Raw genomic sequence first — 11718 nt, 5'->3', positions numbered from 1 at the left:
GCCTGATTGAAGAGACCGACATGAGCCTGACCATCACCCCACTCAGCCCGGCGCTCGGCGCCCAGATCAGCGGCGTGGACCTCAGCCACGACATCAGTGCCACGCAGCGCGACGCCATTGAACAGGCGTTGCTGCAGCACCAGGTGCTGTTCTTCCGCGACCAACCGATCACCCCGCAGCAGCAGGCACGTTTTGCTGCCCGCTTCGGCGACCTGCACATCCACCCGATCTACCCCAATGTGCCGGAAACCCCGCAGGTGCTGATCCTCGATACGGCGGTCACCGATGTGCGTGACAATGCCGTGTGGCACACCGACGTGACCTTCCTGCCGACCCCGGCACTGGGCGCGGTACTCAGCGCCAAGCAATTGCCGGCCTACGGTGGCGACACTCTGTGGGCCAGCGGGATCGCTGCCTTCCAGGCTTTGTCGGCGCCGCTGCGCGAGATGCTCGATGGCCTGACCGCCACCCATGATTTCACCAAGTCGTTCCCGCTGGAACGCTTCGGTACCACGCCAGAAGACCTGGCGCGCTGGGAAGCCACGCGGCGTAACAACCCACCGTTGTCACATCCGGTAGTGCGTACGCATCCAGTAAGCGGGCGCAAGGCATTGTTCGTCAACGAAGGGTTTACCACACGCATCAATGAACTGAGCGAGCTGGAAAGCGAAGCACTGTTGCGGCTGCTGTTCGCCCATGCCACGCGGCCGGAGTTCAGTATCCGCTGGCGCTGGCAGGAGAATGACGTGGCGTTCTGGGACAACCGCGTGACCCAGCATTTCGCGGTGGATGACTACCGGCCGAACCGGCGGGTGATGCATCGGGCGACTATCCTTGGCGATGCGCCCTTTTAGTTGATGCCTGCCCAGGCCTGTTCGCGGGCGACCCCGCGAACAGGCCTGGGCAGGAAAGACGGGTCAGCGAACCAGATGCAGGAACTGCATGTGCCGTTCGTACTGGTCGAGAATGTCGTTGATGATCTGCTCCTTGCTGTAGCCCACCAGGTCATAGTTCTGGCTACCTTCGCTCAGGTGCACCTCTGCCCGGTAATAGCGACGGTTCTTCAACTCCTGCGTGCCCAGCCCACCGAGGGCGAACGACGGCGTGAAATAGCCACGCATCTGCACCTGGTAAATGAACGGCTGTTCATCGCCATGGCCAATCTTCAGGCTGACGTTGTCATGGCTCGGGTCGTCCTGGGTAATCAGCGCCAGGCCCTTCTGCTCGAATACCTCGCGCACATCGGCAATCGCCGGGCGTACCACGTCGTCCATGAAGCGGTACACCTCGTCGCGCGACGGGAAATGCACCGCCTGGCTCAGGCGCTGACGCCAGCCGCCGCGCCCGCGGCGTGACTGCGCGAACGGAGCCAGTGAGTGCATCTGCGCGATCTGCCGTTGCGACTCCAGGTAGAACGCCTTGTGCAGCCCCCACATCATGCACAGCAAGATCAGCGAGAACGGCAGCGAGGTCAGCACCACCGCCGACTTAAGCGAATCGATGCTGCCGGCGAACAGCAGCGCGCTGGTGATCAGCGCTGTCATTGCGCCCCAGAAGATACGCAGCCAGTTCGGCCCGTCTTCGTCGGCATCGCCCCCTGTCGCCGACAAGGTCGACAGCACCACGGTGCCCGAGTCGGCAGAAGTGACGAAGAACACGAAGCTGATGAACACCGTCACGGCGATCACCGTCTTGCTCCAGGGGTAGGTTTCCAGCAGCAGGTACAAGCTCATCGCCGGGTTATCCAGCGCCGACTGGCCCAGCGCGGTCATGCCGTGGTTGATCACCTGGTCCAGGGCGCTGTTGCCGAAGATCGACATCCACGCCAGGGTGAAGCCCAGCGGAATCAGCAGCACGCCGAAGACGAATTCGCGAATGGTGCGGCCGCGAGAGATGCGGGCGATGAACAACCCCACGAACGGTGCCCAGGCAATCCACCAGGCCCAGTAGAACACTGTCCAGCCGCCCAGCCAGCCGCTGTTCTCGCCGTAGGCATACACATCGAAGCTCTTGCGCGGCAAGGCCCCGAGATAATCGCCAAGGTTCTGGATCAGCGTATTGAACAGGTGTTGGGTAGGGCCGGCGAACAGCACGAACAGCAACAGCGCGCAGGCCAGGAACAGGTTGATGTCGCTCATCACCCGCACGCCCTTCTCCACCCCGGCGACAGCCACGGCGACCGCCGCGCCCATCATCAGGACGATCAACAGCACCTGCACCCACTGGCTGTGGCTGATGCCGAACAGGTAATCGAGGCCGGCATTCAGGTGCAGCACGCCAAAGCCCATGTCGGCACCCAGGCCGAACACCGTGGCAATGATGCCGAAACCGTCCACCGCGTAGCCGATCGGTCCGTTGATGCGCTTGCCGATCAGCGGGTACAGCGCCGAACGCAAGGCCAGCGGCAGGTTGTGCCGGTAGGCGAAGTAGGCCAGGGCCATGCCGACGAAGGCGAACACGCCCCAGCCGTGCAGGCCCCAATGCAGGAACAGGATCTGCATGGCCTGGCGCCCGGCCTCGGCCGTGCCCGCCTCGCCCTGGGGCGGCTGCAGCATGTGGGTCAGCGGCTCGGAAACACAGAAGAAGAACAGCGTGATGCTGATACCGGCAGCGAACAGCATGCCGGCCCACGACAGGTAGCTGAACTCGGGTTCGTCGTGGTCGGCACCGAGCTTGATCTTGCCGTAGCCGGACAAGGCGGTGACCACCACGAAGACCAGGTACAGCGTCATCGCCAGCATGTAATACCAGCCGACCGTGTTGGCCGCCCAGTTCTGCGCCGCCAGCAACCAGTCGCCAGCACTGCGCGGGTTGGCAATGACCACAAGGCCGAAGAGCAGGATGAAGCTCGCCGCGAAATAGAACACCGGGGGGTTCATGCGGATCTTGCCATTGGCAAGGGAAGGTATCGGTGCACTCATGGGCGGCGCACCTCGTCGAATGACGTAAGGTTCGGAATGAACGGGTTCAGCAAAGGAATCCTCCTGTTGAACACCGGCAGCGGACCAGCGTTTTTCATTGAACAAGCGTTCAAGTTAAACATGGATCGAATTTCAATGCGAATCAGGGCGCTGGTTGGCGCCCTTCTGGGTCGGCCTCATCGCGGCTAAACCCACTCCCACCGCTACCGCACAATTGTTGAGCCTTGTGCGGTAGCTGTGGGGTTGCAGGCAACATCGGTTCAGTTCTTGTCCTGGCAATCCAGCTGCAGGTTGGCCTGGGTAATGTTGCTGTCGGCCGGCACGCTACGGGTCAGCCAGACATTGCCGCCGATGGTCGAACCTTTGCCAATGGTGATCCGCCCCAGGACCGTGGCACCGGCATAGATGACTACATCGTCTTCGACGATCGGGTGGCGTGGCAGGCCTTTGTGCAGGGTTCCCGATTCGTCGCTGGGGAAACGCTTGGCTCCCAGGGTCACAGCCTGGTAGATGCGCACGCGCTCGCCGATGATCGCGGTTTCGCCAATCACCACACCCGTCCCGTGGTCGATGAAGAAGCTCGGGCCGATCTGCGCCCCGGGGTGAATGTCGATGCCGGTGGACGAATGCGCCAGTTCCGAGCTGATCCGCGCCAGCAGTGGCAAGCCGGCCTGGTACAGGTGGTGCGCCAGGCGATGGTGGATGATCGCCAGGATGCCGGGGTAGCACAGCAGCACCTCGTCGACGCTGCGCGCCGCCGGATCACCGTGGTAGGCGGCCAGCACGTCGGTGTCGAGCAGCACACGCAAGCCCGGCAGGGCGGCGGCAAAGCCCTGGACCAGGCTCAGCGCGTGGGCATCGACACCGGCCAGCTCAGCCTTGTTTTGCCGCGCGGCGTAGCGCAGCTCCAGGCGCGCCTGGGCCAGCAAGGCGGTCAGCGCGGCATCCAGGGTATGGCCGACGTAGAAGTCTTCACTTTCTTCGCGCAGGTCGACCGGGCCAAGGCGCATGGGGAACAGCGCGCCGCACAGTTGCTCGAGAATCTGCCGCATCGCCTCGCGCGAAGGCAACTCACGCCCGCCTTGCTCGCCACTGATGCGGCCATTGCGCGTACGCCATTGTTCACGTGCGCCGCGCAGGCCGGCGACAATGCTCTGCAACTGCCAGTGCCCGGATGAAGGTTGTTCGCTCACGGTTTTCTCCTGCCTGAGTAGGCCAGACTCGTTGTTATTGGCAGGTCCGCCCCTTTCGCGGGGTAAACCCGCTCCCCCAGCCACCGACAGTACCTGTAGGAGCGGGTTTACCCCGCGAAAGGGCCTGGCCTGCGTACTTGCAATCCACTCTACGGCAAATCCATCCCTTGGAAAAAACAACGCTTTATTCCATCCTGCACTAAGTCGGGCATAAGCAGCGATGACGGGAAACAGATACTCGCCTACCCTCATTGCAGCCAGCACTGATAGAAATACGAAAAGGAATAATAAAATAATTTTTTATTATTTCCTGGCCTAAATGGCCAACCCTATAGTCGCCACCCACCACTGACAACAAGCGCGGGGCTTCCACATGTCGAAATTCGCCAAACCGCTACTCAACGCCAGCCTGGCTCTCCTGCTGGGTGCCGGCCTGCTCAGCCAGGCCTTTGCCGGCGAACAGCTCAAGACCATCCAGGAAAAAGGCGTGATCAACGTCGGTCTGGAAGGCACCTACCCACCGTTCAGCTTCCAGGACGAGAACGGCAAGCTGACCGGCTTCGAAGTCGAGCTGTCCGAACTGCTGGCCAAGGAGCTCGGGGTCAAGGCCAAGGTGCAGCCGACCAAGTGGGACGGCATCCTCGCCGCCCTGGAGTCCAAGCGCCTGGACGTGGTGATCAACCAGGTGACCATTTCCGAAGAGCGCAAGAAGAAGTACGACTTCTCCGAGCCCTACACCATCTCCGGCATCCAGGCGCTGATCCTGAAGAAGAAGGCCGAGCAGCTGAACATCCACAAGGCCGCCGACCTGGCCGGCAAGAAGGTTGGCGTGGGCCTGGGCACCAACTACGAGCAGTGGGTGAAACAGGACGTGCCGCAAGCCGATGTGCGCACCTATGAAGACGACCCGAGCAAGTTCGCCGACCTGCGCAACGGCCGTATCGACGCCATCCTGATCGACCGCCTGGCCGCGCTGGAATATGCGCAGAAAGCCAAGGACACCCAGCTGGCCGGCGAGGCCTTCTCGCGCCTGGAAAGCGGCGTGGCCCTGCGCAAGGGCGAGCCGGAACTGCTGGCCGCAATCAACAAGGCACTGGACAAGCTCAAGGCTGACGGCACGCTGGCCAAGCTGTCCGAGAAATACTTCGGTGCCGATGTCACCAAATGATCGCTGAAAGCCTGCAACTCGTTGTCGATTCCGCGCCCTTCCTGCTGAAGGGCGCGGGCTATACCGTGCTGCTCAGTGTTGGCGGCATGTTCTTCGGCCTGCTGCTGGGGTTTGCCCTGGCGCTGATGCGGCTGTCGAAGATCCTGCCGCTGAACTGGCTGGCCCGGGTCTATGTGTCGTTCTTCCGCGGCACACCGCTACTGGTGCAGCTGTTCGTGATCTATTTCGGCATGCCGCAGATCGGCATCGAACTGGACCCGATCCCGGCCTCGCTGATCGGCCTGTCGCTGAACATGGCCGCCTACATCTGCGAAATCCTCCGCGCAGCGATCTCCTCGATCGACCGCGGCCAGTGGGAAGCCGCTGCCAGTATCGGCATGACCCGTGTCCAGGCCATGCGCCGGGCCATCCTGCCACAAGCCTTGCGCACTGCCCTGCCACCGTTGGGCAACAGCTTCATCTCGCTGGTCAAGGACACCGCCCTGGCGGCGACCATCCAGGTGCCCGAGCTGTTCCGCCAGGCCCAGCTGATTACCGCGCGCACCTTCGAGGTGTTCACCATGTACGTGGCGGTCGCGGTCATCTACTGGGTGCTGTGCAGCATTCTCGCGCACTTCCAGAACCGCATGGAAGCGCGCGTCAACCAGCATGACCAGGAGCATTGAGCATGATTGAAGTCAAAGGCCTGACCAAGCGGTTCAAGGGCCAGACCGTGCTCAACGGTATCGACCTGACCGTGCAGCCGGGCGAAGTGGTGGCGATCATCGGGCCTAGTGGCTCTGGCAAGACTACCTTCCTGCGTTGCCTGAACCTGCTGGAAACACCCGATGCCGGGCAGATCCAGATCGGCGACATCAGCATCGACGCCAACCGCCCGCTGGGTGGCCAGCAAGGTGCGATCCGCCGCCTGCGCCAGCAGGCCGGGTTCGTGTTCCAGAACTTCAACCTGTTCCCGCACCGCACTGCCCTGGAAAACGTCATCGAAGGCCCGGTGATCGTCAAGAAGACACCTCGCAAACAGGCCATCGAACTGGGCCGGCGCCTGTTGGCCAAGGTCGGCCTGGCAGGCAAGGAAGACGCCTACCCGCGACGCCTGTCCGGTGGCCAGCAGCAACGGGTGGCCATCGCCCGCGCCCTGGCCATGGAACCGGAGGTGATCCTGTTCGACGAACCGACCTCGGCGCTCGACCCGGAGCTGGTGGGTGAAGTGCTGGCGACCATTCGCGGCCTGGCCGAGGAGCGACGCACCATGATCATCGTCACCCACGAGATGAGCTTTGCCCGGGACGTGGCGAACCGGGTGATTTTCTTCGACAAGGGCGTGATCGTGGAGCAGGGCGAGGCCAAGGCACTGTTCGCGGCGCCGAAGGAAGAACGTACCCGGCAATTCCTGCGCAAGTTCCTCGGGACTGCGGCTTCCGAGTAAGCCTGTGCCGGCCTCTTCGCGGGCGCGTCTGCGAAGAAGCCGGCACATCCGCAACAAATCCCTCCTTCTATACATATTCCAAAGAGTTAGTTCATAAAGTTTTTATAAAGCATTAGGGTATATCCACCGGACCACCGGACCAGCACACATCCGTCGCGATCAGCTACAGCGACATAACCAATTTGTGAGGTCAGGAATGGTCAGGATCACAATCACCCCAGTGCGCAACGCCAGGGCATTGAGTGCAGCCAAGGAGCGGCACTGATGTCCAGCCAAGCCAATACCCGATTCCACAGCGATCTCGACAGCTCGCCGGTGCTGCTGCCAGCCAAGGTGCTGCGCAACGATGCCGAAGCCTTGCAAGCGGCCCGCGAACTGGCCGAGATCGCCCGCGAGCAGGCCGCCCGCCGCGACCAGCAACGCAAACTGCCATGGGCCGAGATCGAGCTGTTCACCCGCAGCGGCCTGGGCAGCATCAGCGTCCCCAAGGCCTTTGGCGGCCCCGAAGTGTCATTCGCGACCATCGCCGAAGTGTTCCGCCTGATCAGCGCCGCCGACCCGGCCCTGGGGCAGATCCCGCAGAACCAGTTCGGCATCCTGCAGCTGCTGCGCCTGACCGGTACCGAAGCGCAGCAGGCGGCGATCTACCGCAGCGTGCTCGACGGCTGGCGCATCGGCAATGCCGGGCCCGAGCGCGGCACCAAAGATACCCTCACACTCAAGGCCAGGCTTACCCGGGCCGGCGACGGCTATCGCATCAGCGGAGAAAAGTTCTATTCCACGGGTGCGCTGTTCGCCCATTGGGTGGCGGTCAAGGCGCTGGACGACGAAGGCCGTCAGCGCCTGGCATTCGTCCGCCGTGGCAGCCCAGGGCTGCGCATCGTCGATGACTGGTCCGGGTTCGGCCAGCGCACCACCGCCAGCGGCACCGTGCTGCTCGACCAGGTGCCGGTGGAGGCCGAGCTGGTGATCGACAACTGGCGCCAGCGCGACATTCCCAATACCCAGGGTGCAGCTTCGCAGCTGATTCAAGCGGCCATCGATGCCGGTATTGCCGAAGCGGCGATCGAGGATGCAATCACATTCGTCCGCGAGAAGTCGCGCCCATGGGTCGATGCCAATGTCGAGCGCGCCAGTGACGATCCGTATGTGATTGCCGACGTCGGCCGCCTGAAGCTCGAACTGCACGCCGCCGAAGCGTTGCTGCGCAAGGCTGCGCGGGTCCTCGACGAAGTCAATGCCGCGCCGATCGACGCCGCAAGCGCGGCGCGGGCCTCGATCGCAGTGGCCGAGGCCAAGGTGCTGACCACCGAGATCGCTCTGCAGGCCAGCGAGAAGCTGTTCGAGCTGGCCGGCAGCCGCGCCACGCTTGCCGAATTCAACCTCGACCGTCACTGGCGCAACGCCCGGGTGCACACCCTGCATGACCCGGTGCGCTGGAAGTACCACGCGGTGGGCGCTTACCACCTCAACGGCACGCTGCCTGCGCGGCATTCCTGGATCTGATTTTTTTGGCTTTGGGGCTGCTGTGCAGCCCATCGCGGCACAAGGCCGCTCCTACACGAGCCCCGTGTCGGCATCCCTGTGGGAGCGGCCTTGTGTCGCGATGGGCCGCAAAGCGGCTCCTATAGCCCGGAGCACACCATGACCACCACCATCATTATCAACGATGCCCAGGCCCTGGCCGTCGCCGAAGACATCGCCCAGCAACTGCGCCGCGACAGCGCCCTGCGCGACCGCGAACGCCGCCTGCCGCACGCCGAGCTGGAGCTGTTCACCCGCTCCGGCCTGTGGGCGATCAGCGTGCCCAAGGCCTTCGGCGGCGCCGGCGTGTCCAATGTCACCCTGGCCAAGGTCATCGCCCGCATCGCCCAGGCCGACGGCTCGCTCGGGCAGATCCCGCAGAACCACTTCTACGCCTTGGAAGTGCTGCGGGTGAATGGCTCGCCCGAACAGCAACAGCGCCTGTATGGCGAAGTACTGGCTGGCCGTCGCTTCGGCAACGCCCTGGCCGAACTGGGCACCAGGACTGCCAACGACCGCACTACCCGCCTGAGCCGTGATGGCGACGGTTTCCGCATCAATGGTCGCAAGTTCTACGCCACCGGGGCCATCTACGCCCAGCGCATTCCCACCTCGGTGGTTGACGAGCACGGCGTGCAGCACCTGGCGTTCGTCCCGGCCGACAGCCAGGGCCTGCAGGTGATCGACGACTGGAGCGGTTTCGGCCAGCGCACCACCGGCAGCGGCTCGGTGGTGTTCGACAACGTCCATGTCAGCGCCGCCGACGTGGTGCCGTTCCAGAGCGCCTTCGAGCGCCCCACCCCGGTCGGCCCGCTGGCGCAGATTCTTCATGCCGCGATCGACACCGGCATCGCCCGCGCCGCCTATGAAGACGCCTTGCACTTCGTGCGCAGCCGTAGCCGGCCGTGGGTCGACTCCGGCCTGGACAAGGCCACCGATGACCCGTTGACGCTGAAAAGCTTCGGCCAGCTGGCGATCCGTCTGCACGCCGCCGAAGCCCTGCTGGAGCGTGCCGGCGAATACCTGGACCGCGCCCGCGACGACAGCACCGCCGCCAAGGTTGCCGCAGCTTCCATCGCCGTCGCCGAAGCCCGCGCCATCAGCACCGAGATATCCCTTGCAGCCAGCACGACGCTGTTCGAACTGAGCGGCAGCCAGGCCACCCTGGCCGAACACAACCTCGATCGCCACTGGCGCAACGCCCGCGTGCACACCCTGCATGACCCGGTGCGCTGGAAGTACCACGCCATCGGCAATTACTACCTCAACGATGCCAACCCGCCACGCCGGGGGACCATCTGATGGCCAAGCAGATCCTGCTCAATGCCTTCAACATGAACTGCATCGGGCACATCAACCACGGCCTGTGGACCCACCCGCGGGATACCTCGACCCAGTACAAGACCCTCGACTACTGGACCAACCTGGCGCGGCTGCTGGAACGCGGCCTGTTCGACGGGTTGTTCCTTGCCGATATCGTCGGCACCTACGACATCTATGGCCAGTCGCTGGATGTCACCCTCAAGGAGTCGATCCAGCTGCCGGTCAACGACCCGCTGCTGCTGGTTTCGGCCATGGCCGCCGTCACCCGCCACCTGGGCTTCGGCCTTACCGCCAACCTTACCTACGAGGCGCCGTACCTGTTCGCCCGGCGCCTTTCCACCCTGGACCACCTGAGCAATGGCCGGGTGGGCTGGAACATCGTCACCGGCTACCTCGACAGTGCCGCCCGGGCCATGGGCCTGGCGCAGCAACCTGAACATGACCGCCGCTACGACCAGGCCGACGAATACCTGCAGGTGCTGTACAAGCTGCTGGAAGGCAGCTGGGCCGACGATGCGGTGGTCGCCGACCGCCAGCAGCGCGTCTACGCGCGGCCCGAGCGGGTACGCAAGGTCCGCCACCAAGGTGAGTTCTACCAGGTCGAAGGCTACCACCTGAGCGAACCGTCGCCGCAGCGCACGCCGGTGCTGTTCCAGGCCGGCAGCTCACCGCGTGGCCTGGCCTTCGCCGGCAACCATGCCGAATGCGTGTTCATCAGTGGCCAGGACAAGGCCGCCACCCGCGCCCAGGTCGACAAGGTACGTGCCGCCGCTCAGGCCGCTGGGCGCGACGCGCAGGCGGTCAAGGTGTTCATGGGCATCACGGTGATCGTCGCGGCCACCGAGCAGCAGGCCCAGGCCAGGCACGCCGAGTACCTGCAACATGCCAGTGCCGAGGCCGGGGTCGCGCATTTCGCGGCCTCCACCGGTATCGACTTTGCCGCCTTCGAGCTGGACGAACCGATCGCCTTCCGCCAGGGCAACGCCATCCAGTCCGCCACGCGCCAGTTGCAGGACAACGCCTGGACGCGGCGGCGCCTGTTGCAGCAGCACGCCCTGGGCGGCCGCTACGTGACCCTGGTCGGCGCGCCGGAGCAGGTGGCCGAGCAACTGATCGCCTGGATCGATGAAACCGGCCTGGACGGCTTCAACCTGACCCGCACCGTAACCCCGGAAAGCTTCGAGGACTTCATCGAGCTGGTCATCCCGCAACTGCAGCAGCGCGGCCGCTACAAGACCGCCTACGCCGAAGGCACATTGCGCGAAAAGCTGTTCCAGGCCGACCACCCCTACCTGCCCGCCGACCACCCTGGCTCGGCTTACCGCTTTGCCTCTGCCCCTACCCCGACTGGAGCCCTGCACCATGCTTGAAAAACTGTTCCGGCCCGTCGCGGCCGTTGCCCTCACCCTTGGCCTGAGCGCCAGCGCCCTGGCTGCCGAACCGCTGAAGATCGGTACCACCGCGGCCTTCGCCATCCCGCTGGAAGCGGCTGTGGAAGAAGCACACAAGCAAGGCCTGGAAGTGAAGCTGATCGAGTTCAGCGACTGGATCGCGCCGAATGTCAGCCTCAATAGCGGCGACATCGACGTGAACTACTTCCAGCACATCCCGTTCCTGGAGAACGCCAAGGCGGCCGCAGGTTTCAACCTGGTGCCCTACGCCCCCGGCATCATCAACAATGTCGGCCTGTATTCGAAAAAATACAAAAGCTTCGCCGACCTGCCCGAAGGCGCCAGCGTGGCCATCGCCAACGACCCGATCAACAGCGGCCGTGGCCTGCAGCTGCTGGCCAAGGCTGGCTTGATCAGCCTCAAGCCAGGGGTCGGCTACAAGGCCACCGAGGCCGACATTGTCGCCAACCCGAAAAAGCTCAAGATCCTCCAGGTCGAGGCGGTACAACTGGTACGTGCCTATGACGACGCCGACCTGGTGCAGGGCTACCCGGCGTACATCCGCCTGGCGAACAGCTTCGACGCTGGCTCGGCGCTGCTGTTCGACGGCCTGGAGAACAAGGAATACGTCATCCAGTTCGTCATTCGCCCGCAAAGCAAGGACGACCCGCGCCTGGCCAGGTTCGTCGACATCTACCAGCATTCGCCAGCCGTGCGCGCGGCCCTCGACAAGGCCCACGGCAAGCTCTACCAGGTCGGCTGGGAGGGCTGA

Annotated in this window: 10 protein-coding genes; 8 read left to right on the top strand and 2 right to left on the bottom strand. The window is 64.0% G+C overall.

Going from position 1 to position 11718, the window contains the following annotated elements:
* Positions 1-20 precede the first annotated feature (20 nt).
* Positions 21-854: a taurine dioxygenase gene (gene tauD / locus QSV36_RS11170; RefSeq protein WP_289131646.1), complete on the top strand. Its 834-nt coding sequence runs from the start codon at positions 21-23 to the stop codon at positions 852-854.
* Positions 855-917: 63 nt separating this feature from the next.
* Here the strand turns inward: tauD and betT are convergent, their stop codons facing one another.
* Positions 918-2879 (bottom strand): choline transporter BetT, encoded by a 1962-nt coding sequence (gene betT, locus QSV36_RS11165; RefSeq protein WP_289131852.1) that lies wholly within the window; start codon positions 2877-2879, stop codon positions 918-920.
* 302 nt (positions 2880-3181) lie between these two features.
* Positions 3182-4114 carry a serine O-acetyltransferase EpsC gene (gene epsC / locus QSV36_RS11160; protein ID WP_289131645.1) on the bottom strand — a complete coding sequence of 311 codons (933 nt, stop codon included), beginning with the start codon at positions 4112-4114 and terminating at the stop codon, positions 3182-3184.
* 373 nt (positions 4115-4487) lie between these two features.
* Between epsC and tcyJ the strand changes: the two genes are divergently transcribed.
* From tcyJ to QSV36_RS11125, 7 genes are all read left to right on the top strand, one after another.
* On the top strand, positions 4488-5282 hold the full coding sequence (gene tcyJ / locus QSV36_RS11155) for a cystine ABC transporter substrate-binding protein (RefSeq protein WP_289131644.1): 795 nt from the start codon (positions 4488-4490) through the stop codon (positions 5280-5282).
* Positions 5279-5947, top strand: coding sequence for a cystine ABC transporter permease (tcyL, locus tag QSV36_RS11150; protein WP_025337317.1), 669 nt, complete (start codon positions 5279-5281; stop codon positions 5945-5947). Before tcyJ ends, tcyL begins: the two co-directional genes overlap by 4 nt.
* Before the next feature lie 2 nt (positions 5948-5949).
* Positions 5950-6708 carry an L-cystine ABC transporter ATP-binding protein TcyN gene (tcyN, locus tag QSV36_RS11145; RefSeq protein ID WP_289131643.1) on the top strand — a complete coding sequence of 253 codons (759 nt, stop codon included), beginning with the start codon at positions 5950-5952 and terminating at the stop codon, positions 6706-6708.
* Positions 6709-6972: 264 nt separating this feature from the next.
* Positions 6973-8214 (top strand): SfnB family sulfur acquisition oxidoreductase, encoded by a 1242-nt coding sequence (locus tag QSV36_RS11140; protein ID WP_289131642.1) that lies wholly within the window; start codon positions 6973-6975, stop codon positions 8212-8214.
* 138 nt (positions 8215-8352) lie between these two features.
* On the top strand, positions 8353-9534 hold the full coding sequence (locus QSV36_RS11135) for an SfnB family sulfur acquisition oxidoreductase (RefSeq protein WP_289131641.1): 1182 nt from the start codon (positions 8353-8355) through the stop codon (positions 9532-9534).
* A complete protein-coding gene (locus tag QSV36_RS11130) occupies positions 9534-10925 on the top strand; it encodes an LLM class flavin-dependent oxidoreductase (RefSeq protein ID WP_289131640.1) in 1392 nt (463 codons plus the stop codon). The genes QSV36_RS11135 and QSV36_RS11130 overlap by 1 nt, the downstream gene beginning before the upstream one ends.
* Complete coding sequence (locus QSV36_RS11125) at positions 10918-11718, top strand: MetQ/NlpA family ABC transporter substrate-binding protein (RefSeq protein ID WP_289131639.1); 801 nt, start codon at positions 10918-10920, stop codon at positions 11716-11718. Before QSV36_RS11130 ends, QSV36_RS11125 begins: the two co-directional genes overlap by 8 nt.

It is taken from the genome of Pseudomonas sp. BCRC 81390 (assembly GCF_030341915.1).
Classification (GTDB): Bacteria; Pseudomonadota; Gammaproteobacteria; order Pseudomonadales; family Pseudomonadaceae; genus Aquipseudomonas.
This window is presented reverse-complemented; position numbering and strand designations above follow the sequence as displayed.

Coding starts and splice junctions, on each gene's coding strand:
- betT (WP_289131852.1), bottom strand. CDS start 2,879: ATGAACCCCCCGGTGTTCTATTTCGCGGCGAGCTTCATCCTGCTCTTC.
- QSV36_RS11135 (WP_289131641.1), top strand. CDS start 8,353: ATGACCACCACCATCATTATCAACGATGCCCAGGCCCTGGCCGTCGCC.
- tcyJ (WP_289131644.1), top strand. CDS start 4,488: ATGTCGAAATTCGCCAAACCGCTACTCAACGCCAGCCTGGCTCTCCTG.
- QSV36_RS11130 (WP_289131640.1), top strand. CDS start 9,534: ATGGCCAAGCAGATCCTGCTCAATGCCTTCAACATGAACTGCATCGGG.
- tauD (WP_289131646.1), top strand. CDS start 21: ATGAGCCTGACCATCACCCCACTCAGCCCGGCGCTCGGCGCCCAGATC.
- QSV36_RS11140 (WP_289131642.1), top strand. CDS start 6,973: ATGTCCAGCCAAGCCAATACCCGATTCCACAGCGATCTCGACAGCTCG.
- QSV36_RS11125 (WP_289131639.1), top strand. CDS start 10,918: ATGCTTGAAAAACTGTTCCGGCCCGTCGCGGCCGTTGCCCTCACCCTT.
- tcyL (WP_025337317.1), top strand. CDS start 5,279: ATGATCGCTGAAAGCCTGCAACTCGTTGTCGATTCCGCGCCCTTCCTG.
- tcyN (WP_289131643.1), top strand. CDS start 5,950: ATGATTGAAGTCAAAGGCCTGACCAAGCGGTTCAAGGGCCAGACCGTG.